Origin of the sequence: Bradyrhizobium sp. LA6.1, from assembly GCF_040547805.1 — a bacterium.
Taxonomy (GTDB): Bacteria; Pseudomonadota; Alphaproteobacteria; order Rhizobiales; family Xanthobacteraceae; genus Bradyrhizobium; species Bradyrhizobium barranii.
This window is the reverse complement of sequence record NZ_JBEPQK010000019.1, coordinates 130,879-152,224: the sequence shown is the minus strand read 5'-3', so window position 1 is coordinate 152,224 and position 21,346 is coordinate 130,879. Positions and strand designations below refer to the sequence as shown.

Annotated in this window: 22 protein-coding genes; 21 read left to right on the top strand and 1 reads right to left on the bottom strand. The window is 63.1% G+C overall.

What is annotated here, in order from left to right:
- The first annotated feature begins 35 nt into the window (after positions 1-35).
- The 3 genes from rpoC (at position 36) to ABIB99_RS35265 (ending at position 8,654) form a co-directional block, all read left to right on the top strand.
- Entirely contained in the window at positions 36-4,232 is a 4,197-nt protein-coding gene (rpoC, locus tag ABIB99_RS35275; protein ID WP_071912831.1) for a DNA-directed RNA polymerase subunit beta', read from the top strand.
- A gap of 192 nt (positions 4,233-4,424) precedes the next feature.
- On the top strand, positions 4,425-6,488 hold the full coding sequence (locus ABIB99_RS35270) for an FAD-dependent oxidoreductase (protein ID WP_354180093.1): 2,064 nt from the start codon (positions 4,425-4,427) through the stop codon (positions 6,486-6,488).
- A 132-nt stretch (positions 6,489-6,620) separates the two neighbouring features.
- Entirely contained in the window at positions 6,621-8,654 is a 2,034-nt protein-coding gene (locus ABIB99_RS35265; protein WP_354180091.1) for an ABC transporter ATP-binding protein, read from the top strand.
- Here the strand turns inward: ABIB99_RS35265 and ABIB99_RS35260 are convergent.
- A complete protein-coding gene (locus ABIB99_RS35260; protein WP_354180089.1) occupies positions 8,567-9,820 on the bottom strand; it encodes an FAD-dependent oxidoreductase in 1,254 nt (417 codons plus the stop codon). The genes ABIB99_RS35265 and ABIB99_RS35260 overlap by 88 nt on opposite strands.
- A 697-nt stretch (positions 9,821-10,517) precedes the next feature.
- Here ABIB99_RS35260 and rpsL point away from each other — a divergent pair.
- From rpsL to rplE, 18 genes are all read left to right on the top strand, one after another.
- Positions 10,518-10,889 (top strand): 30S ribosomal protein S12, encoded by a 372-nt coding sequence (rpsL, locus tag ABIB99_RS35255; RefSeq protein ID WP_007603006.1) that lies wholly within the window; start codon positions 10,518-10,520, stop codon positions 10,887-10,889.
- Positions 10,890-10,904: 15 nt separating this feature from the next.
- Positions 10,905-11,375, top strand: coding sequence for a 30S ribosomal protein S7 (gene rpsG / locus ABIB99_RS35250; RefSeq protein WP_063982575.1), 471 nt, complete (start codon positions 10,905-10,907; stop codon positions 11,373-11,375).
- A gap of 30 nt (positions 11,376-11,405) precedes the next feature.
- Positions 11,406-13,478, top strand: a complete 2,073-nt coding sequence (fusA, locus tag ABIB99_RS35245) for an elongation factor G (protein ID WP_354180088.1) — start codon at positions 11,406-11,408, stop codon at positions 13,476-13,478.
- A gap of 40 nt (positions 13,479-13,518) precedes the next feature.
- Positions 13,519-14,709 carry an elongation factor Tu gene (tuf, locus tag ABIB99_RS35240; protein ID WP_063982577.1) on the top strand — a complete coding sequence of 397 codons (1,191 nt, stop codon included), beginning with the start codon at positions 13,519-13,521 and terminating at the stop codon, positions 14,707-14,709.
- 84 nt (positions 14,710-14,793) lie between these two features.
- Positions 14,794-15,102: a 30S ribosomal protein S10 gene (rpsJ, locus tag ABIB99_RS35235; RefSeq protein WP_002712302.1), complete on the top strand. Its 309-nt coding sequence runs from the start codon at positions 14,794-14,796 to the stop codon at positions 15,100-15,102.
- A gap of 53 nt (positions 15,103-15,155) precedes the next feature.
- Positions 15,156-15,869, top strand: a complete 714-nt coding sequence (gene rplC / locus ABIB99_RS35230) for a 50S ribosomal protein L3 (protein WP_063982578.1) — start codon at positions 15,156-15,158, stop codon at positions 15,867-15,869.
- 1 nt (position 15,870) lies between these two features.
- Complete coding sequence (gene rplD, locus ABIB99_RS35225; RefSeq protein ID WP_011088150.1) at positions 15,871-16,491, top strand: 50S ribosomal protein L4; 621 nt, start codon at positions 15,871-15,873, stop codon at positions 16,489-16,491.
- Complete coding sequence (locus tag ABIB99_RS35220; RefSeq protein WP_007603019.1) at positions 16,488-16,790, top strand: 50S ribosomal protein L23; 303 nt, start codon at positions 16,488-16,490, stop codon at positions 16,788-16,790. The genes rplD and ABIB99_RS35220 overlap by 4 nt, the downstream gene beginning before the upstream one ends.
- Before the next feature lie 12 nt (positions 16,791-16,802).
- Entirely contained in the window at positions 16,803-17,636 is an 834-nt protein-coding gene (gene rplB, locus ABIB99_RS35215) for a 50S ribosomal protein L2 (RefSeq protein WP_028152985.1), read from the top strand.
- A 12-nt stretch (positions 17,637-17,648) separates the two neighbouring features.
- Positions 17,649-17,927, top strand: coding sequence for a 30S ribosomal protein S19 (gene rpsS, locus ABIB99_RS35210; protein ID WP_008136357.1), 279 nt, complete (start codon positions 17,649-17,651; stop codon positions 17,925-17,927).
- 10 nt (positions 17,928-17,937) lie between these two features.
- Positions 17,938-18,327: a 50S ribosomal protein L22 gene (gene rplV, locus ABIB99_RS35205; protein WP_011088147.1), complete on the top strand. Its 390-nt coding sequence runs from the start codon at positions 17,938-17,940 to the stop codon at positions 18,325-18,327.
- Positions 18,328-18,345: 18 nt separating this feature from the next.
- Positions 18,346-19,071: a 30S ribosomal protein S3 gene (rpsC, locus tag ABIB99_RS35200; protein WP_063982580.1), complete on the top strand. Its 726-nt coding sequence runs from the start codon at positions 18,346-18,348 to the stop codon at positions 19,069-19,071.
- Between the two features lie 32 nt (positions 19,072-19,103).
- Entirely contained in the window at positions 19,104-19,517 is a 414-nt protein-coding gene (gene rplP, locus ABIB99_RS35195; protein WP_354078117.1) for a 50S ribosomal protein L16, read from the top strand.
- 5 nt (positions 19,518-19,522) lie between these two features.
- Complete coding sequence (gene rpmC, locus ABIB99_RS35190; RefSeq protein WP_063986292.1) at positions 19,523-19,729, top strand: 50S ribosomal protein L29; 207 nt, start codon at positions 19,523-19,525, stop codon at positions 19,727-19,729.
- A gap of 13 nt (positions 19,730-19,742) precedes the next feature.
- The gene (gene rpsQ / locus ABIB99_RS35185; protein WP_071912842.1) at positions 19,743-19,991 is read left to right on the top strand and encodes a 30S ribosomal protein S17; all 249 of its coding nucleotides are present in this window, start codon (positions 19,743-19,745) and stop codon (positions 19,989-19,991) included.
- Positions 19,992-20,075: 84 nt separating this feature from the next.
- Complete coding sequence (rplN, locus tag ABIB99_RS35180; protein ID WP_007603030.1) at positions 20,076-20,444, top strand: 50S ribosomal protein L14; 369 nt, start codon at positions 20,076-20,078, stop codon at positions 20,442-20,444.
- Entirely contained in the window at positions 20,444-20,758 is a 315-nt protein-coding gene (rplX, locus tag ABIB99_RS35175; protein WP_063982583.1) for a 50S ribosomal protein L24, read from the top strand. Before rplN ends, rplX begins: the two co-directional genes overlap by 1 nt.
- Positions 20,751-21,308, top strand: a complete 558-nt coding sequence (gene rplE / locus ABIB99_RS35170; RefSeq protein ID WP_063982584.1) for a 50S ribosomal protein L5 — start codon at positions 20,751-20,753, stop codon at positions 21,306-21,308. The genes rplX and rplE overlap by 8 nt, the downstream gene beginning before the upstream one ends.
- Positions 21,309-21,346 lie beyond the last annotated feature (38 nt).

Here is a 21,346-nt window from a genome sequence, read left to right as displayed (position 1 = left end):
GCGGCCGTAGGCGACCGGCACGCGAGGAGAAGACGATGAACCAAGAAATTATGAATCTCTTCAACCCGACGACTCCGGCTCAGGTCTTCGACCAGATCCGGATTTCGATCGCGTCTCCTGAGAAGATTCTGTCCTGGTCCTACGGCGAGATCAAGAAGCCGGAGACCATCAACTACCGTACCTTCAAGCCCGAGCGCGACGGCCTGTTCTGCGCCCGCATCTTCGGGCCGATCAAGGACTACGAGTGCTTGTGCGGCAAGTACAAGCGCATGAAGTACAAGGGCATCATCTGCGAGAAGTGCTCGGTCGAGGTCACGCTGTCGCGCGTCCGGCGCGAGCGCATGGGCCATATCGAGCTCGCAGCCCCCGTCGCCCACATCTGGTTCCTGAAGTCGCTGCCCTCGCGCATCGGCCTTCTGCTGGACATGACGCTGAAGGATCTCGAGCGGATCCTCTACTTCGAATATTACGTCGTGCTCGAGCCGGGCCTCACCGCGCTGAAGGACCGTCAGCTCTTGTCGGAAGACGAGTATCTGAAGGCGCAGGACGAGTACGGCCAGGATTCCTTCACCGCCATGATCGGCGCGGAAGCGATCCGCGAGCTGCTCAAGGGCATGGACCTCGAGAAGCTCGAGGCCACCTTGCGCCTCGAGATGCAGGAGACCGACTCCGACATCAAGCACAAGAAGCTCGCCAAGCGCCTGAAGATCGTGGAAGCGTTCCGCCACTCCGGCAACAAGCCGGAATGGATGATCATGACCGTGGTTCCGGTGATTCCGCCGGACCTGCGTCCGCTGGTGCCGCTGGACGGCGGCCGCTTCGCGACCTCGGACCTCAACGACCTCTACCGCCGCGTCATCAACCGCAACAACCGCTTGAAGCGGCTGATGGAGCTGCGCGCGCCCGACATCATCATCCGCAACGAGAAGCGCATGCTTCAGGAAGCGGTCGATGCGCTGTTCGACAACGGCCGCCGCGGCCGCGTCATCACGGGCGCCAACAAGCGTCCGCTGAAGTCGCTCGCCGACATGCTCAAGGGCAAGCAGGGCCGCTTCCGTCAGAACCTGCTGGGCAAGCGCGTCGACTATTCGGGCCGTTCGGTGATCGTGGTCGGTCCCGAGCTGCGCCTGCATCAGTGCGGCCTGCCGAAGAAGATGGCGCTCGAGTTGTTCAAGCCGTTCATCTACTCGCGGCTTGACGCCAAGGGCCTGTCCACCACCGTGAAGCAGGCGAAGAAGCTGGTCGAGAAGGAGCGGCCCGAGGTCTGGGACATCCTGGACGAGGTCATCCGCGAGCATCCGGTGCTGCTCAACCGCGCACCGACGCTGCATCGTCTCGGCATCCAGGCGTTCGAGCCCGTGCTGATCGAGGGCAAGGCGATCCAGCTGCATCCGCTGGTCTGCGCCGCGTTCAACGCCGACTTCGACGGCGACCAGATGGCCGTGCACGTTCCGCTGTCGCTCGAGGCGCAGCTGGAAGCGCGCGTCCTGATGATGTCGACCAACAACATCCTGCATCCGGCGAACGGCCAGCCGATCATCGTGCCGTCGCAGGACATCGTGCTCGGTCTCTACTACGTCTCGATCATGCGCGAAGGCCTGCCCGGCGAGGGCAAGATCTTCGGCGACATGGCCGAGCTCGAGCACGCGCTGCACGCGAAGGTCATCCACCTCCACACCAAGATCAAGTATCGGTGGCAGGGCATGGACGAGACCGGCAAGGTCTCGACGCGCTGGATCGAGACCACCGCAGGTCGCGTCATGCTCGGCAATCTGCTGCCGAAGAACCCGCGGATTTCGTACGAGATCATCAACAAGCTGATGACCAAGCGCGAAATCTCGGGCGTGATCGACCAGGTCTACCGTCACTGCGGCCAGAAGGAGACTGTGATCTTCTGCGACCGCATCATGGCGCTCGGCTTCTACAACGCGTTCAAGGCCGGCATCTCGTTCGGCAAGGACGACATGGTCGTGCCGCACTCCAAGTGGAAGATCGTCGACACCACCCGTACGCTGGCGAAGGATTTCGAGCAGCAGTACAACGACGGTCTGATCACCCATGGCGAGAAGTACAACAAGGTCGTCGACGCCTGGTCGAAGGCCACGGAAGAAATCGCCAAGGCGATGATGAAGGAGATCTCCTCGACCAAGAAGACGGCGAGCGGGGCGGATGCCGACATCAACTCGATCTACATGATGGCTCACTCCGGTGCCCGCGGTTCGCCGGCCCAGATGCGCCAGCTCGCCGGCATGCGCGGCCTGATGGCCAAGCCGTCGGGTGAGATCATCGAGACGCCGATCATCTCGAACTTCAAGGAAGGCCTCTCGGTGCTCGAGTACTTCAACTCGACCCACGGCGCCCGTAAGGGCCTCGCGGACACCGCGTTGAAGACCGCGAACTCGGGCTACCTGACCCGTCGTCTCGTCGACGTGGCGCAGGACTGCATCATCACGCAGAACGACTGCGGCACCAAGCTCGGCATCAAGATGCGCGCCATCGTCGATGCCGGCACCGTGGTTGCCTCGCTCGGCTCGCGCATCCTCGGCCGTACGGCCTGCGAAGACGTGCGTGACAGCTCGGGCAAGGTGATCATCAAGCGCGGTACGCTGATGGAAGAGAGCCATCTGGATGCCATCCACCAGGGTGGCGTGCAGGAGGTGAAGATCCGCTCGGCACTGACCTGCGAGCTCGTCAACGGCATCTGCGGCATGTGCTACGGCCGCGACCTCGCCCGCGGCACGCCGGTCAACCACGGTGAAGCCGTCGGCGTGATCGCGGCGCAGTCGATCGGCGAGCCCGGCACCCAGCTGACCATGCGCACCTTCCACATCGGTGGTGCGGCGCAGCTCAACGAGCAGTCGTTCGTCGAATCCAACTTCGACGGCAAGATCGTGATCAGGAACAAGGCCATCGCCCGCAACAGCGAAGGTCACCTGGTCGCGATGGTCCGCAACATGGTGATCGCGATCGTCGATGCCGACGGCACCGAGCGTGCGACGCACCGTATCCAGTACGGTTCGCGCCTGCACGTCGACGAGGGCGACACCGTCAAGCGCGGCCAGCGCATCGTCGAGTGGGATCCCTACACCCGTCCGCTGCTCACCGAAGTCGAAGGTACCATCGGCTTCGAGGATCTGGTCGAGGGGCAGTCGATCTCGGAAACGCTCGACGAGGCCACCGGTATCGCCAAGCGCGTTGTCATCGACTGGCGCTCGACCCGCGGCGGCGCGGACCTCCGTCCGGCCATCGTGGTCAAGGGCAAGGACGGCAAGGTGCTCAAGCTCGCCCGTGGCGGCGATGCCCGCTACATGCTGTCGGTCGATGCCATTCTCTCGGTCGACGTCGGAGCCAAGGTCAATACGGGCGACATCCTCGCCCGTGTCTCCACCGAAAGCGCCAAGACGCGTGACATCACCGGCGGTCTGCCGCGGGTGGCGGAACTGTTCGAGGCACGGCGTCCGAAGGATGCGGCGATCATCGCCGAAATCTCGGGCACCATCCGGTTCGGACGCGACTACAAGAACAAGCGTCGCATCTCGATCGAGCCGATGGACAAGACCGACGAGGCACGCGAGTACCTGATCCCGAAGGGCAAGCACATCCACCTTCAGGACGGCGACGTCGTCGAAAAGGGCGACTTCATCGTCGAAGGCAACCCGGCGCCGCACGACATCCTGGCGGTCAAGGGCATCGAGGAGCTCGCGGCCTATCTGGTCAACGAGATCCAGGAAGTCTACCGGCTCCAGGGCGTGCTCATCAACGACAAGCACATCGAGGTGATTGTCCGTCAGATGCTCCAGAAGGTGGAAGTCACCGACCAGGGCGATACGGACATGATCTCCGGCGAGCAGGTCGACAAGATCGAGTTCGACGCGCTCAACGAGAAGGCGAAGGAAGAGGGCAAGAAGATCGCTACGGGAACGCCGGTTCTGCTCGGCATCACCAAGGCGAGCCTCCAGACCCGCTCCTTCTTCTCGGCGGCCTCGTTCCAGGAGACCACCCGCGTCCTCACGGAAGCGGCGGTCAACGGCAAGGTCGATCCGCTCGAAGGTCTCAAGGAGAACGTCATCGTCGGCCGGCTGATCCCGGCGGGCACCGGCGCCTCCATGGCCAAGATCCGCGAAGTCGCGATGAAGCGCGACAAGCTGATCCTGGACGAGCGCGAGAAGCAGGCGGCCGTCGTGTCGCCCGCGCCCGAAGCGGAGCTTCCTGCGCTGCCTCCTGCGGAATAATCGTTCATCCGTAGGAATACCGAGGACAATGAAAAGGCCGGCGCAAGCCGGCCTTTTTGCTGCTTTGTTTGCCTGTTGCGGTGCAGGATCAACCTTTGTTCATCTTTCCTTCAGGCGCAAAAGCGCTTCTGCTAAGGGAAGTTAGACCGGTGGTCCCGTGACGGGGGCAGGGCCGGAGACCACGGAACTCATATGCTTGATCTCGCAATCGTAGGCGGCGGCCCCGGCGGGCTGATGAGCGCCTGGTACTTGAAGCGTAAGCTCGGCGACCTCTGCCGCATCACCATCTACGAGGCCTCCGACCGGCTCGGCGGCAAGATCGTCACGCGCAAATTCGATTCCGCGCCGGCGATGTACGAGGCCGGCGTTGCCGAGATCTACGACTACTCGATGACGGGTCCCGATCCGCTGCGCGAGCTGATCCAGCATTTCGGACTTCAGACCATTCCGATGGACGCCGAGCAGGTGCAGTTCGGCGGCGAGCTCCTCAACGACGTCGCGGGCATGCGCCGCAAATACGGCGCCAAGACTGCGGCGGCGATTGAGGCGTTCCGGAACCGCTGCGCCGAGGCGATGACGCCGATCGAATATTACGAGGGCGTCGGCGCGCACGACAACGAGAATCCCTGGGCCTACAAGACCGCCGAGCAGGTGCTCGACGAGGAGGTCGAGGACGAAACCGCAAAGCGTTTCTTCAAGGTGATGGCGCGCTCCGACATCGCGACCGAAAGCCACAACACCAACGGGCTCAACGCGCTCAAGAACTACCTGATGGATGTCGACGGCTATATCGGCCTCTATTCCATCCAGAACGGCAACGAGCAGCTGATCGAGTGCCTGCAGTCGGAGGTCAACGCCGACGTCCAGCTCAATCACCGCGTGCTCACCGTCGGCAAGGCGCCGACCGGCCGCTACCAGCTGAAGATGATGAACGGCAAGGGGCCGGAGACGCGCGACTTCGACCTCGTGCTGGTCTGCCTGCCGCATTCGTGGCTCGCGACGATGGGCTGGGAAGGCGAGCAGCTCCGCAAGTCGATGGTCAAGCACGTCTCGTATTTCGATCGTCCCGCGCACTATCTGCGCGTCTCGATCCTGTTCGACACGCCGTTCTGGGGCGAGAAGATTTCCGGCGCCTGGTTCATGTCGGAAGCCTTCGGCGGCTGCTGCGTCTACAACGAGGGCGCGCGCCATGACGTCGGCAAGCACGGCGTGCTGAACTGGCTGATTCCCGGCTCCGACGCGCTGGCCTTCGCCAATTTGTCGGATCAGGAGCTGATCGACGCCGCACTGAAATCGCTGCCCGCCTCGCTTGGCGATGCGCGTTCGCATTTCGTCGAAGGCAAGATCCACCGCTGGCTGTCGTCGGTGAACGCCATCCCCGGCGGTCTGCCCGTGCGCGACGTCATGACCAATCACCGGCCGGAGCCGAAGGAGCATCCCGGCATCGTGGTGGTCGGCGATTATCTGTTCGACTCCACGCTGAACGGTCTGCTCGACTCCTCGGACGCGGCGACCGACATCATCCTGACCGAGATGATGCGCCTGCGCCGCGAGCGCGGACAGGAGGAGGGCGAGCCGGTCTCGGACAAGATCGACCGCGACTATTTCGAGAACTATCGCGGCCTCGGTCCCTACAGCGAAGCTTGGCGCCACTTCACCGATCCCGATTATCTCACCAGGCTGATCGGCATCGTCTGGGGCAAGGCCAGGGGCGCCAAGCTGCTGGTCGCGGGCTCGGCCAGCGGCGAATTGGTCGGCGCGCTGCGCGATCGCGGCATCGATGCCTTCGGCATCGAGAACAACCGCGCCATCCACGCCAGGACGCCGAAGGCGCTGAAGAAGTACAACAAGCTCGGCTCGATCACCGACATGCCGTTCAAGGATGGCGCCTTCGACTTCGTGTTCGAGACCAGCCTCTGCCATGTTTCCCCGAAGCAGGTGGTCCGCGCGATCCGCGAACTGAACCGCGTGGTCAAGACCGGCCTCGTGTTCGGCTCGATCACCTCGGACATGGCTTCGGTGGTGATCGACCGCTACGACCTGCTGCGCGGCGTCAAGAAGCTCGGCACCTGGTGGGAATGGTCCGAGCTGTTCTTCGGCAACGGCTTTGACCTGTCGATGCATCGCAAGGACTGCACCGATGCGCTCTGGGAGGCGACGCTTGCTGCCAACAAGGGCCCGGGCCAGTGGTACGCCGACGCCGACAGCCTGCGTTATTCCTTCTTCGACAAGGTCGAGGATGAGGACGACGACTAGAGACAGGATCGGACCGGCCTAGCCAATTGCTTTGCCGAATTCGTCATGATCGCATAGAATCGGTGCGATAGCGGTTGCCGCTATTTCCTGCTTTCTCCGCGGTCATGCCGGCCGTCAGCATCGGTTGGTTTCATGGCGTCCAAGCCCCTCCCGCCCGACAAACAGAAACTCGCCACGGAAGAGGCGGCCGAGCTCGACGACAAGCTTGTCCCCGTCAAGGCGGACTTCGAAGACGACGAGGACGACGAAGACGAGGAGGATGACGAGCTGGAGCTCGACGACGACGATGAGGACGAGGAGCTCGTCGTCTTTACCGCGCGCGAGGCCGCAGGCGCGCTCGCGACCATCCTGGGTTTCGTCAAGCCGTTCCTGTCCAACTACAAGCGGATGCTGTCATTCGTGGCGTTCGGCGTCTGCGTCGAGACGCTGTTCAACGTCATCATGCCGCTCAGCCTGAAGTACCTGATTGACGACGCGCTCGGCGAGGAGGATTTCCAGGCACTCTACAAGATCCTCGGCGTGCTCGCGGTCGCCGGCATCTTCACCTCGATCGTGGCGGTCTGGTACGAGCGCTGGGACGCCAGGCTGGCTGCCTGCATCATCTCCGACGTCCGCAAGCGCCTGTTCGAGCACGTCCAGGACCTGCCGGCGGCCTATTTCGGCCGCACCAAGCGCGGCGAGATCCTGTCGCGCTTTTCCGTCGACCTTTCGGCCTTCGAGGGCTCGGTTAAGACCTTCGCCAACAGTGCCGCGCTGCCGTTCCTGGAATTGATCGCCGGCATCATCCTGATGGTGTTCCTGAACTGGCAGCTCGCCGCGGTTGCGCTGCTGGTGTTCCCGATCACGCTGATCGGGCCGCGCATCCTCACCCCGAAGGCGGTGCAGGCCAATTACGAGCAGAAGCAGAACGAGAGCGCGCTGCTCGGCATGGTGCAGGAGAACGTGGCCGCGCAGGCCGTGATCAAGGCGTTCAGCCTGCAACGCAAGATGTTCGGCTTCTTCAGCTTCCGCAACGACGAGACCCGCCGCAAGATCGCTTCGGCTGCGTTCCTGTCGACCATGGTGGAGCGGACGGTCACCATTTCGGTGCTGCTGCTGCACCTCGTCGTGCTCGCGATCGGCGCCTATCTGGCGACCAAGGGCCAGATCACCATCGGCACCTTCGTCACCTTCGAGAGCGCGTTCTGGGAGGTGTCCTACAACATCGCCCACGTGATGCACTTCATCCCGGTGTCGATCTCCTCGGCCGCCGCGATCCGCCACATGCAGGAGCTGCTGGACGAGCCGACGCGCGGCGCCGATCGTCCCGGCGCGCCCGATCTGCCGCGCATCACCAACGACATCACCTTCGACCACGTGACGTTCCAGTACGAAGGCAGCCAGACGCCGGTGCTGGACAATCTCAGCCTCAAGCTCAACGCCGGCAAGCGCATCGCCATCGTCGGCCCCTCGGGCTCCGGCAAGAGCACGCTGCTCAATTTGATCCTGCGGCTGTACGTGCCCAACGAGGGGCGCGTCGCCATCGACGGCGTCGACGTCCGCAAGGTGACCCTGGATTCGCTGCGCCGGAGCATGGCGGTGGTGTTCCAGGAGAACATGCTGTTCAACATGTCGATTCGCGAGAACATCCGGCTCGGCAAGGAAGGCGCGACCGACGAGGAGGTGGAGGACGCTGCCAAGAAGGCCGAGATCCACCGCTACATCATGAGCCTGCCGCAGCGCTACGACACGCCGGTCGGCGAGCGTGGCGATACGCTGTCGGGCGGCCAGCGCCAGCGCATCGCGATCGCGCGCGCGGTCATCCGTAACCCTTCCGTGCTGCTGCTGGACGAAGCCACCTCGGCGCTCGACCAGACCACCGAGGCCGCGATCAACCGTACGCTGCTGAAGGTCGCGAAGGGGCGCACCATGATCTGGTCGACCCATCGCCTGACCTCCGTGGTCGAGATGGACGAGATCATCGTGATCTCAGGGGGCAGGGCGATCGAGCGCGGCTCGCATGCCGAGCTGCTCGCCAGGAACGGCACCTATCGCAAGCTGTGGAACGACCAGATCCACCAGCCGCATGGCGCTGTGGCTCAGGCCGATGACGACAGCGACGATGACGACGAGGATGAAGACGACCTCGACGAGGATGATGAGGACGAGGACGACGAGGAGGCGTGACCGAGGAAGTTCGGCTCCAGATGAATTGCTCCTCCGAGCGGCCGCATCAAGCCTTGAACTGACCAAGCGATGAAGCGCGCCCAGCGCTGCGCGGTCCAGTAGGGACTCGTCGCGGTCGAGACGGAGCGGAACTCGAACGCCTTCGCCGCCGACCATTCGTCGCAGGCCCGCTTGACCGGATCGGCGTAGAAGGTGGCGATCTTGGCCCCGTCCATCCCGTCGGAGGCGAGCCACTCCGGGATATGGACGTTGCAGAGCCGCTCGACGTCGGTGAAGACCTTGTCACAGCCGGTGCCGGCGGCGGGGCAGGAGGTCGAGAACGCATCGCCCACCAGCACGAGGCCGGGCTGGCCGCTTGCGTCGTTCACATAGAGGTCGACCGGACGGATCTTGATCTCGCCGGCGATGTCGAAGGCGCCGGTGATGCGCTTGAGCCGGGGCAGGGCGGCGTTCAGCGTCTCGGCTGGCGCGCGGCGCAATTCGCGCAGCCATGGGTCGTCGACGCCGCGATAGACGAACAGATTGGCGCGCATCCGCGGACCGGTCGGAAACAGCGTGATGTAGGGGATTCGGTCGCTCGGCCGTTCCGAGAAATAGGTCAGCGCCGGGAAGTCGAACGAATTCCGCCCCGCCGGCACCACGTCGAACCCGATCGAGATCGAATGGCAGGCGCTGATGACTTTTCGCGCGATGCCGAGCTGGTGGCGCAGGCCGACGTTCAGGCCGTTGGCGAGCACGACGAGTCGGGCCGAGATCGTCTCCTCATTGGAGAGCGTGATCTTTTGCCGCTCCGGGCTCGTCGAGAGCGAGACCGCCTTTGCACAGATCCGCTCGACGCCAGCAGGGATCTCGTCGCGGACAGCGTTGACGAGCGAATCGTAGAGGATGTTGAACTGCCGACTCGGCGCCTTGTCGAGCAAACGGCCGAATCGGGCGATCCAGTTTTCGCCGGCAAAGGTCGCGCGGCGCAGCACCGATTCTCCGATTCCGGTCTTCAGGAATCGCTCGACCTGGACCTGACCACTGAGTTTTTCGACTCGAAAGTCCGCCGGATAGCTCGCATGCGGGTCGATCAGCACCGTCGAAATGCCGGCGCGGCCGAGCATTGCGGCGGCGGTCGAGCCGGACAATCCCCCGCCGATAATGGCAATGTCGGTGTAGCGCATGGTGCAAATCTCTGCCGCAGGCGGCAGATTGACGCATCAACAGGAAAAAAAGCCTTAGCAAGGGTTATAAAAGTACATTTAGCCCGGGTATAAATGGTTTTTGGGCTGGCGGAACAGGCGTCCGGTCCCCATATCCGGCAGGCGCGGTGAGTGCGGGCAAACAGCGATTTCGTCAGGTGGCAGAAGCGTTTTCTGACTGTCGTTTGACCTTGACTTGGCCGACTCTCACTTATAGAAAGCGCCTCACTTAACGACAGGCGGTGAGCATCGCCAGCGTCGGAACGGGCCACCCGTTGATCCGCAGGGATTAGATCCCCAAGGATCGGATCCTCAGGGATCGCTAAGACGGGCACCAACCTCGACGAATGCCGCTCAAACGCTGTCGATCATAGCTAGGCAATGCCAGTGCGATTTTAGGTCTCTTGAGCTCGTTCTCTTGAGATCGAATTCGGATGCATGACCTCGGTGCGCGGGCCGCAGCTTTATGCTGATTGCCCTGAAACTGCGGTCCTCTGTGGCGTCGTAACGCTTTCCGCTCGGTGATGGAGCGGTTGGCGCAATTTCGCTTTGTGCGGATTGTTCCGTGCGAGGCGACCTCGTCGGGCGGGGGCCCGAAAAGAATTGCGGTTCCGGCAACGGGCCGCGCCAAGACAGCGGACCCGGAAGGGACCGCGGCAGAACAAAGGGTAAGGCCAGGATGCCGACGATCAACCAGCTGATCGCTCAACCGCGTGAAGTGCAGAAGTCGCGCAAGAAGGTGCCGGCGCTGCAGCAGTCGCCGCAGAAGCGTGGTGTTTGCACCCGCGTCTACACCACGACCCCGAAGAAGCCGAACTCGGCGCTTCGTAAGGTCGCCAAGGTGCGCCTGACCAATGGCTTCGAGGTGATCGGCTACATCCCGGGTGAAGGCCATAACCTTCAGGAGCACTCGGTGGTCATGATCCGCGGCGGCCGCGTCAAGGACTTGCCCGGCGTGCGCTACCACATCCTCCGCGGCGTTCTGGATACCCAGGGCGTCAAGAACCGTAAGCAGCGTCGTTCGAAGTACGGCGCGAAGCGTCCGAAGTAAGCGGGAACCAGCTCAATGTCTCGTCGCCACTCAGCGGAAAAGCGCGAAGTTCTTCCCGATCCGAAGTTCGGGAACATCATCGTCACGAAGTTCATGAACTCGGTGATGTACGCCGGCAAGAAGTCGGTCGCCGAAGGCATCGTCTACGGTGCGTTCGGTATCATCGAAGCCAAGACCAAGCAGAGCCCCCTCGGCGTGTTCGAGCAGGCACTCGAGAACGTCATGCCGACGATCGAAGTGCGCTCCCGCCGCGTCGGCGGCGCGACCTACCAGGTGCCGGTCGAAGTTCGTTCGGTGCGCCGTCAGGCGCTGGGCATCCGCTGGCTGATCTCGGCCGCGCGCGATCGCAACGAGAAGACGATGACCGAGCGGCTCTCGGCTGAGTTGCTCGACGCCTCGAACAACCGGGGCAACGCCGTCAAGAAGCGCGAAGACGTGCACCGGATGGCGGAAGCCAACCGCGCCTTCTCGCACTATCGCTGGTAACGGCGAAACACGGAATCTAAGGATCAACCCATGCCTCGCGTTCATGCCATAGAGAACTACCGCAATTTCGGTATCATGGCGCATATCGATGCCGGCAAGACCACGACCACCGAGCGCATCCTCTATTACACCGGCAAGAGCCACAAGATCGGCGAAGTGCACGAAGGTGCCGCGACGATGGATTGGATGGAGCAGGAGCAGGAGCGTGGCATCACGATCACCTCGGCTGCCACCACCGCATTCTGGGCCGGCAAGCGCCTGAACATCATCGACACCCCCGGCCACGTCGACTTCACCATTGAAGTCGAGCGTTCGCTGCGCGTGCTCGACGGCGCCGTCTGCGTGCTCGACTCGAACCAGGGCGTCGAGCCCCAGACCGAGACCGTCTGGCGCCAGGGTGACAAGTACAGGGTTCCGCGCATCGTCTTCGCCAACAAGATGGACAAGACGGGTGCCGACTTCTTCAAGTGCCTGGCCGACATCGTTGACCGCCTCGGCGCCAAGCCGATCGCGATCCAGCTTCCGATCGGTGCCGAGAACAACTTCAAGGGTCTCGTCGACCTCGTGAAGATGCAGGGCATCATCTGGAACGATGAATCGCTCGGCGCGAAGTTCGACTATGTCGACATCCCGGAAGATATGGTCGAGCAGGCCAAGGAATACCGCGAGAAGATGGTGGAAGCCGCCGTCGAGCTCGACGATGATGCATTGGCTGCCTTCCTCGACGGCAAGGAGCCGGACGAAGCGACGCTGAAGCGGTTGATCCGCAAAGCGGTGCTGACCGGCGCGTTCTATCCCGTGCTGTGCGGCTCGGCCTTCAAGAACAAGGGTGTGCAGCCGCTGCTCGACGCCGTCGTCGATTATCTGCCGTCGCCGATCGACGTGCCCGCGATCAAGGGCACCGACGACCGCGGCAACGAGGTCGTGCGCAAGGCGGACGACAAGGAGCCGCTCGCGCTGCTCGCGTTCAAGATCATGGACGACCCGTTCGTCGGCACCATCACCTTCTGCCGCATCTACTCCGGCGTCCTGCAGAGCGGCACCGGTGTCGTGAATTCGACGCGCGAGAAGAAGGAGCGCATCGGGCGCATGCTGCTGATGCATGCGAACAACCGCGAGGACATCAAGGAAGCCTATGCCGGCGACATCGTCGCGCTGGCCGGCCTGAAGGAAGCGCGCACCGGTGACACGCTGTGCGATCCCGACAAGCAGGTGATCCTGGAGAAGATGGAATTCCCCGAGCCGGTCATCGAGATCGCGATCGAGCCGAAGTCCAAGGCCGACCAGGAAAAGCTGGGCGTGGCACTGGCGAAGCTCGCCGCGGAGGATCCGTCCTTCCGCGTGTCGACCGACCAGGAGTCCGGCCAGACCATCCTCAAGGGCATGGGCGAACTCCATCTCGACATCAAGGTCGACATCCTCAGGCGTACCTACAAGGTCGACGCCAACATCGGCGCGCCGCAGGTTGCGTTCCGTGAGCGCGTCACCAAGAAGGCCGAGGTCAAGTACACCCACAAGAAGCAGACCGGCGGTACCGGTCAGTTCGCGGAAGTGTCGATCGTGGTCGAGCCGAACGAGCCCGGCAAGGGCTACGAGTTCGAGTCCAAGATCGTCGGCGGTGCGGTTCCGAAGGAATACATCCCGGGCGTCGAAAAGGGCCTCAACAGCGTGATGGGCTCTGGTGTCGTCGCGGGCTTCCCCGTGGTCGACGTCAAGGTTCAGCTCGTCGACGGCAAGTACCACGACGTCGACTCGTCGGCGCTCGCCTTCGAAATCGCATCGCGCGCGGCATTCCGCGAAGCGCTGCAGAAGGGCAAGTCCGTCCTGCTCGAGCCGATCATGAAGGTCGAAGTGGTGACCCCGGAAGACTACACCGGCTCGGTCATCGGCGACCTGAATTCCCGGCGCGGTCAGATCCAGGGTCAGGACATGCGCGGCAACGCCAACGTCATCAACGCGATGGTGCCGCTCATGAACATGTTCGGGTACGTGAACAACCTGCGCTCGATGAGCCAGGGTCGCGCGACCTTCACCATGCAGTTCGACCACTACGCAGAAGCGCCGGCCAATGTGTCGGCAGAAGTCCAGAAGAAGTTTGCCTGATTGTCGTCGGTCTCGAACTGACGATTGAACGGAGAGTCAAATGGCCAAAGCAAAGTTTGAACGTAACAAACCGCACTGTAACATCGGCACCATCGGTCACGTCGACCATGGCAAGACGTCGTTGACGGCTGCGATCACCAAGATCCTCGCCGAGACCGGCGGTGCGACGTTCACGGCGTACGACCAGATCGACAAGGCGCCGGAAGAGAAGGCGCGCGGCATCACGATCTCGACCGCCCACGTCGAGTACGAGACCAAGAACCGCCACTACGCCCACGTCGACTGCCCCGGCCACGCCGACTACGTGAAGAACATGATCACCGGCGCCGCCCAGATGGACGGTGCGATCCTGGTCGTGTCGGCCGCTGACGGCCCGATGCCGCAGACCCGCGAGCACATCCTGCTCGCCCGCCAGGTCGGCGTGCCCGCGCTCGTGGTGTTCCTCAACAAGTGCGACATGGTCGACGATCCGGAACTCCTCGAGCTCGTCGAGCTCGAAGTCCGCGAGCTGCTCTCGAAGTACGACTTCCCGGGCGACAAGATCCCGATCATCAAGGGTTCGGCGCTCGCCGCTCTCGAAGATTCCGACAAGAAGCTCGGCCATGACGCCATCCTCGAGCTGATGAAGAATGTCGACGAGTACATTCCGCAGCCGGAGCGTCCGGTCGACCAGCCCTTCCTGATGCCGGTTGAAGACGTGTTCTCGATCTCGGGCCGCGGCACCGTCGTGACCGGCCGTGTCGAGCGCGGCATCGTCAAGGTCGGCGAGGAAATCGAGATCGTCGGTCTGCGCGCCACGCAAAAGACCACGGTCACGGGCGTCGAAATGTTCCGCAAGCTGCTCGATCAGGGCCAGGCCGGCGACAACATCGGTGCGCTGCTCCGCGGCACCAAGCGCGAGGACGTCGAGCGCGGCCAGGTGCTGTGCAAGCCGGGTTCGGTCAAGCCGCACACCAAGTTCAAGGCTGAGGCCTACATCCTCACCAAGGAAGAGGGCGGTCGCCACACCCCGTTCTTCACCAACTACCGTCCGCAGTTCTACTTCCGCACCACCGACGTGACCGGTGTCGTGCATCTGCCGGAAGGCACCGAGATGGTGATGCCGGGCGACAACATCGCGATGGAAGTGCACCTGATCGTGCCGATCGCGATGGAAGAGAAGCTCCGCTTCGCGATCCGCGAAGGTGGCCGCACCGTCGGCGCCGGCGTCGTCGCCTCGATCATCGAGTAATTACGAGAATAGGGATTGGCGCGTAGCGAGTGTGACATTCGCTATTCGCTATTCGCCACCCCCCACTAAAGAGAGACCACGGCAATGAACGGCCAAAACATTCGTATCCGTCTCAAGGCGTTCGACCATCGTATCCTCGATACGTCGACCCGCGAGATCGTGAACACGGCGAAGCGCACCGGCGCGCAGGTCCGCGGACCCATTCCGCTGCCCACCCGCATCGAGAAGTTCACCGTCAACCGTTCGCCTCACGTCGACAAGAAGAGCCGCGAGCAGTTCGAGATGCGCACTCACAAGCGCCTGCTCGACATCGTCGATCCGACCCCGCAGACCGTCGATGCTTTGATGAAGCTCGACCTGGCCGCCGGTGTCGACGTCGAGATCAAGCTCTAAGATTTTTGGATCACGTTCGCGACTAGCGGACAGAAAGAACAGGAAGCACGCCGATGCGCTCCGGAGTGATCGCACAAAAGGTCGGGATGACGCGGGTCTTTACAGAGGCCGGCGAACATATCCCCGTGACCGTGCTGAAGCTCGGCAATTGCCAGGTCGTAGGCCACCGCACTGAAGAGAAGAACGGTTACGTCGCGCTCCAGCTTGGTTCTGGCAGCCGCAAGACCGTGTACATGCCCAAGGCAGAGCGCGGCCAGTTCGCGGTCGCCAAGGTCGAGCCGAAGCGGCAGGTCGAGGAATTCCGCGTCTCCGCGGATGCCATGATCCCCGTTGGCGCCGAGATCCTTGCCGATCATTTCGTCGTCGGCCAGTTCGTCGACGTCACCGGCACCTCGGTCGGTAAGGGCTTCGCTGGCGGTATGAAGCGCTGGAACTTCGGCGGTCTGCGCGCCACCCACGGTGTGTCGGTCTCGCACCGCTCGATCGGTTCGACCGGTGGCCGTCAGGACCCCGGCAAGACCTGGAAGAACAAGAAGATGCCCGGCCACATGGGTGTCGACCGCATCACCACGCTCAACCTTCGAGTCGTTCAGCTCGATGTCGAGCGCGGGCTGATCCTCGTCGAAGGCGCCGTTCCCGGCTCCAAGGGCGGTTGGATCCGCGTGCGCGACGCTGTCAAGAAGCCGCTGCCGAAGGATGCTCCGAAGCCCGGCAAGTTCAAGGTTGCTGGCGAAGCGGACGCTGCTCCGGCTGCGCAGGAGGCGTGAGATGGAATTGAAGGTCACGACCCTCGAAGGTAAGGAAGCCGGCTCGGTCCAGCTTTCCGACGCCATTTTCGGCCTCGAGCCGCGCCAGGACATCATTGCGCGTTGCGTGCAGTGGCAGCTCAACAAGCGTCAGGCCGGCACTCACAAGGCCAAGGGCCGCGCCGAGATCTGGCGCACCGGCAAGAAGATGTACAAGCAGAAGGGCACCGGCGGTGCTCGTCACGGCTCGGCCCGCGTGCCGCAGTTCCGCGGCGGTGGCCGTGCCTTCGGTCCGGTGGTGCGTTCGCACGCCACCGACCTGCCGAAGAAGGTCCGCGCGCTTGCCCTCAAGCATGCGCTGTCGGCCAAGGCCAAGGACGGCGACCTGCTGGTGATCGACAAGGCCGCGCTGGAAGCCGCCAAGACCAAGGCGCTGCTCGGCCACTTCTCGGGCCTCGGCTTGACCAACGCGCTGATCATCGACGGCGCCGAGCTCAACAACGGCTTTGCCGCTGCGGCCCGCAACATCCCGAACATGGACGTGCTGCCGATCCAGGGCATCAACGTCTATGACATCCTGCGCCGTCAGAAGCTCGTTCTGACCAAGGCCGCCATCGATGCGCTGGAGGCGCGCTTCAAATGACGAAGAACATCGAGCCTCGCCACTACGACGTGATCTTGTCGCCGGTCGTGACCGAAAAGGCGACGATCGCCTCGGAGCACAACAAGGTCCTGTTCAAGGTGGCCGCGAAGGCGACCAAGCCGCAGATCAAGGAAGCGATCGAGAAGCTGTTCGACGTCAAGGTCAAGAGCGTCAACACGCTGGTCCGCAAGGGCAAGACCAAGATCTTCCGCGGCAATCTCGGCTCGCAGTCGAACAGCAAGCGCGCGATCGTGACCCTCGAAGAGGGCCACCGGATCGACGTGACCACCGGTCTGTAAGGTCGTACGACGATGGCACTGAAAAAATTCAATCCCACGACGCCGGGCCAGCGCCAGCTGGTCATGGTCGATCGTTCGGCCCTCTACAAGGGCAAGCCGGTCAAGGCGCTCACCGAAGGCAAGCACTCCTCGGGCGGTCGCAACAACACCGGTCGCATCACCGTGCGCTTCCGCGGCGGCGGTCACAAGCAGACGCTGCGCATCGTCGACTTCAAGCGCGACAAGGTCGATGCGCCCGCGACGGTCGAACGGCTGGAATACGATCCGAACCGCACCGCGTTCATCGCGCTGGTCAAGTACGAAGACGGCACCCAGGCCTATATCCTGGCGCCGCAGCGCCTTGCCGTCGGTGATTCCGTGGTTGCCGGCAACTATGTCGACGTGAAGCCGGGCAACGTCATGCCGCTCGGCAACATGCCGGTCGGCACGATCATCCACAACATCGAGGTCAAGATCGGGAAGGGCGGCCAGCTCGCTCGTTCCGCCGGCACCTACGCCCAGCTCGTCGGCCGCGACCACGACTACGTGATCATCCGCCTGAACTCGGGCGAGCAGCGCCTGGTGCACGGCCGTTGCCGCGGCACGATCGGCGCGGTGTCGAACCCGGATCACATGAACACCTCGATCGGCAAGGCCGGCCGCAACCGTTGGCTGGGCCGCAAGCCGCATAACCGCGGTGTTTCGATGAACCCGATCGACCATCCGCACGGCGGTGGTGAAGGTCGGACCTCGGGCGGTCGCCACCCGGTCACCCCGTGGGGCAAGCCGACCAAGGGCAAGAAGACCCGCAGCAACAAGTCGACCAACAAATTCATTCTCCTAAGCCGCCACAAGCGGAAGAAGTAAGGAACGCCGGACATGGTTCGTTCAGTCTGGAAAGGCCCGTTCGTCGAGGGTTCTCTGCTCAAGAAGGCAGATGCCGCCCGTGCGTCCGGCCGTCACGACGTCATCAAGATCTGGAGCCGTCGCTCGACGATCCTGCCGCAGTTCGTCGGCCTGACCTTCGGCGTCTACAACGGTCAGAAGCACGTACCGGTTGCCGTCAACGAGGAAATGGTCGGTCACAAGTTCGGCGAGTTCTCGCCGACCCGGACCTTCCATGGCCACTCCGGCGACAAGAAAGCCAAGAAGGCTTGAGGATTAAACGATGAGCAAACCTAAGCGCGAACGGAGCCTCGCCGAGAACGAGGCCAAGGCGGTCGCCCGGATGCTGCGGGTGAGCCCGCAGAAGCTCAACCTGGTCGCCCAGCTCATTCGCGGCCGGAAGGCGGCTGCTGCGCTCGCCGACCTGCAGTTTTCGCGCAAGCGGATCGCGGTTGACGTGAAGAAGTGCCTGGAATCGGCTATCGCCAATGCCGAGAACAACCACGACCTCGACGTCGACGATCTCGTCGTGGCGCAGGCCTTCGTCGGCAACGGTCTCGTGATGAAGCGCTTTGCCGCCCGCGGCCGTGGCCGCTCGGGCCGTGTCTACAAACCATTTTCGCAGCTGACGATCATTGTTCGTCAGGTCGAAGCCGAAGCAGCAGCGGCTTAAGGGTCGCAGGAGAAAACGATGGGTCAAAAGATCAATCCAATCGGTCTGCGTCTCGGCATCAACCGGACCTGGGATTCCCGCTGGTTCGCCGGCAAGCAGGAATACGGCAAGCTGCTGCACGAGGACGTCAAGATCCGCGAGATCCTGCACAAGGAGCTCAAGCAGGCGGCCGTCGCCCGCATCGTGATCGAGCGTCCGCACAAGAAGTGCCGCGTCACCATCCACTCGGCTCGTCCGGGCGTGGTGATCGGCAAGAAGGGCGCCGACATCGATAAGCTGCGCAAGAAGGTCGCGGACATCACCTCGTCCGACGTCGTCATCAACATCGTCGAGATCCGCAAGCCGGAGCTCGATGCGACGCTGGTGGCCGAGTCGATCGCGCAGCAGCTCGAGCGCCGCGTGGCGTTCCGCCGTGCCATGAAGCGCGCCGTGCAGTCGGCGATGCGTCTCGGCGCGGAAGGCATCCGCATCAACTGCTCGGGTCGTCTGGGCGGCGCGGAAATCGCGCGCATGGAGTGGTACCGCGAAGGTCGCGTGCCGCTGCACACGCTGCGCGCCGACATCGACTACGGCGTTGCGACCGCGTTCACGACCTTCGGCACCTGCGGTGTCAAGGTCTGGATCTTCAAGGGCGAGATCCTCGAGCACGATCCGATGGCCCAGGACAAGAGAATGGCCGAAGGCGAGACCGGCGGCGGTGGTGATCGCGGTGGCCGTGGGCGCCGTGACAACGCTGCGGCCTGACGCCAGCACAGAGAATTTGAGGGCTTGAAGCCATGATGCAACCTAAGAAAACGAAGTTCCGGAAGGCGCATAAGGGCCGTATCCACGGCGTTGCGTCTTCGGGTGCGACGTTGGCCTTCGGCCAGTTCGGCCTGAAGGCGACCGAGCCGGAGCGCGTTACCGCGCGCCAGATCGAAGCCGCTCGCCGCGCGCTGACGCGCCACATGAAGCGCGCCGGCCGCGTCTGGATCCGCGTGTTCCCCGATGTTCCGGTGTCGAAGAAGCCGGCCGAAGTCCGCATGGGTTCCGGCAAGGGTGCGCCGGAACTGTGGGTTGCGCGCGTCAAGCCGGGCCGGGTGCTTTTCGAGATCGACGGCGTCACGGTGCAGACCGCGAAGGAAGCACTGACGCTGGCGGCCGCCAAGCTGCCAATCAAGACGCGCTTCGTCGAGCGCATTGCGGAGTAATGGCCATGGCCCAGATGAAGATCGAAGACATCCGCGCGTTGAGCCCTGATCAGCAGGATGACGCCATCCTGAACCTGAAGAAGGAGCGCTTCAACCTGCGCTTCCAGCGCGCCACCGGGCAGCTCGAGAACACTTCGCGCTTGCGCGAGGCTCGCCGTGACATCGCCCGCATCAAGACCGTCGCCGCGCAGAAGCGCGCGAAAGAGAAGTAAGGGGCTTACGAATATGCCGAAACGTACTTTGCAAGGCGTGGTCGTCAGCGACAAGACTGCCAAGACCGTCGTGGTGCGCGTCGATCGCCGCTTCACGCACCCGATCTACAAGAAGACGATCCGCCGTTCGAAGAACTACCACGCGCACGACGAGGACAACCAGTTCAAGCCGGGCGACATGGTGTGGATCGAGGAATCGAAGCCGATTTCGAAGTTGAAGCGCTGGATCGTGATCCGGGGCGAACACAAGAAAAGCGCCTGATCTGTTGGCTTTAGCCGACTGACTTCAGGAAAATGTTGAGCGCCGGCTGGGCTGGCGCAAGAGAGAAGAGGACGAGGTGCATCAATGATTCAGATGCAGACCAACCTCGACGTGGCCGACAATTCTGGCGCACGCCGTGTCATGTGTATCAAGGTGCTCGGAGGCTCCAAGCGCCGCTACGCCACGATCGGCGACATCATCGTCGTCTCGATCAAGGAAGCGATTCCGCGTGGCAAGGTGAAGAAGGGCGACGTGATGAAGGCCGTCGTGGTGCGCGTCCGCAAGGACATCCGCCGCGCCGACGGTTCGGTCATCCGCTTCGACCGCAACGCCGCCGTTCTGATCAACAACCAGTCCGAGCCGGTCGGCACCCGTATCTTCGGGCCCGTGCCGCGCGAGCTGCGCGCGAAGAACCACATGAAGATCATCTCGCTCGCGCCGGAGGTGCTGTGATGGCTGCGAAGATCCGCAAGGGCGACAAGGTCGTCGTGCTGACCGGTCGCGACAAGGGTCGCACCGGCGAAGTATTCGAGGTTCGCCCGGACGCCGGCACGGCGCTGGTGCGCGGTATCAACATGGTCAAGCGTCATCAGAAGCAGACGCAGGCCCAGGAGGGCGGCATCATCTCGAAGGAGTCGCCGATCCAACTGTCCAACATCGCGTTCGTCGGCAAGGATGGAAAGCCGACCCGCGTCGGATTCAAGATTCTGGCGGACGGCAAGAAGGTCCGCATCGCCAAGAGCTCGGGAGCTGAGATCGATGGCTGAGGTCGCTTACACGCCGCGCCTGCGCGCGGAATATGACGCGAAGATCCGGACGGAAATGACCGAGAAGTTCGGTTATGAGAACGTCATGCAGGTTCCGCGTCTGGACAAGGTCGTGCTGAACATGGGCGTTGGCGACTCCGTCAACGACCGTAAGAAGGCCGAGAACGCCGCCGCTGAATTGACGCTGATCGCCGGCCAGAAGGCGATCGTGACCTATTCGCGTATCGCGATCGCGACCTTCAAGCTGCGTGAGAACCAGCCGATCGGCTGCAAGGTCACGCTGCGCAAGGCCCGCATGTACGAGTTCATCGATCGCCTGGTGACGGTCGCGCTGCCGCGCGTCCGCGACTTCCGCGGCCTGAACCCGAAGAGCTTCGACGGCCGCGGCAACTACTCGCTCGGCCTCAAGGAACACATCATTTTCCCCGAGATCGACTTCGACAAGGTCACGGAAGCCCGCGGTATGGACATCACCGTCTGCACCACGGCCAAGACCGACGACGAGGCGAGGGCCTTGTTGACCGCTTTCAATTTCCCGTTCCGGCAGTGAGACGCTGACCTAAAGCCTCTCAAACGCGGATACCCAGG

Excerpts from the sequence above, each read along its gene's own strand:
- rpoC (WP_071912831.1), top strand. The coding sequence starts at position 36 with ATGAACCAAGAAATTATGAATCTCTTCAACCCGACGACTCCGGCTCAG.
- ABIB99_RS35270 (WP_354180093.1), top strand. The coding sequence starts at position 4,425 with ATGCTTGATCTCGCAATCGTAGGCGGCGGCCCCGGCGGGCTGATGAGC.
- ABIB99_RS35265 (WP_354180091.1), top strand. The coding sequence starts at position 6,621 with ATGGCGTCCAAGCCCCTCCCGCCCGACAAACAGAAACTCGCCACGGAA.
- ABIB99_RS35260 (WP_354180089.1), bottom strand. The coding sequence starts at position 9,820 with ATGCGCTACACCGACATTGCCATTATCGGCGGGGGATTGTCCGGCTCG.
- rpsL (WP_007603006.1), top strand. The coding sequence starts at position 10,518 with ATGCCGACGATCAACCAGCTGATCGCTCAACCGCGTGAAGTGCAGAAG.
- rpsG (WP_063982575.1), top strand. The coding sequence starts at position 10,905 with ATGTCTCGTCGCCACTCAGCGGAAAAGCGCGAAGTTCTTCCCGATCCG.
- fusA (WP_354180088.1), top strand. The coding sequence starts at position 11,406 with ATGCCTCGCGTTCATGCCATAGAGAACTACCGCAATTTCGGTATCATG.
- tuf (WP_063982577.1), top strand. The coding sequence starts at position 13,519 with ATGGCCAAAGCAAAGTTTGAACGTAACAAACCGCACTGTAACATCGGC.
- rpsJ (WP_002712302.1), top strand. The coding sequence starts at position 14,794 with ATGAACGGCCAAAACATTCGTATCCGTCTCAAGGCGTTCGACCATCGT.
- rplC (WP_063982578.1), top strand. The coding sequence starts at position 15,156 with ATGCGCTCCGGAGTGATCGCACAAAAGGTCGGGATGACGCGGGTCTTT.
- rplD (WP_011088150.1), top strand. The coding sequence starts at position 15,871 with ATGGAATTGAAGGTCACGACCCTCGAAGGTAAGGAAGCCGGCTCGGTC.
- ABIB99_RS35220 (WP_007603019.1), top strand. The coding sequence starts at position 16,488 with ATGACGAAGAACATCGAGCCTCGCCACTACGACGTGATCTTGTCGCCG.
- rplB (WP_028152985.1), top strand. The coding sequence starts at position 16,803 with ATGGCACTGAAAAAATTCAATCCCACGACGCCGGGCCAGCGCCAGCTG.
- rpsS (WP_008136357.1), top strand. The coding sequence starts at position 17,649 with ATGGTTCGTTCAGTCTGGAAAGGCCCGTTCGTCGAGGGTTCTCTGCTC.
- rplV (WP_011088147.1), top strand. The coding sequence starts at position 17,938 with ATGAGCAAACCTAAGCGCGAACGGAGCCTCGCCGAGAACGAGGCCAAG.
- rpsC (WP_063982580.1), top strand. The coding sequence starts at position 18,346 with ATGGGTCAAAAGATCAATCCAATCGGTCTGCGTCTCGGCATCAACCGG.
- rplP (WP_354078117.1), top strand. The coding sequence starts at position 19,104 with ATGATGCAACCTAAGAAAACGAAGTTCCGGAAGGCGCATAAGGGCCGT.
- rpmC (WP_063986292.1), top strand. The coding sequence starts at position 19,523 with ATGGCCCAGATGAAGATCGAAGACATCCGCGCGTTGAGCCCTGATCAG.
- rpsQ (WP_071912842.1), top strand. The coding sequence starts at position 19,743 with ATGCCGAAACGTACTTTGCAAGGCGTGGTCGTCAGCGACAAGACTGCC.
- rplN (WP_007603030.1), top strand. The coding sequence starts at position 20,076 with ATGATTCAGATGCAGACCAACCTCGACGTGGCCGACAATTCTGGCGCA.
- rplX (WP_063982583.1), top strand. The coding sequence starts at position 20,444 with ATGGCTGCGAAGATCCGCAAGGGCGACAAGGTCGTCGTGCTGACCGGT.
- rplE (WP_063982584.1), top strand. The coding sequence starts at position 20,751 with ATGGCTGAGGTCGCTTACACGCCGCGCCTGCGCGCGGAATATGACGCG.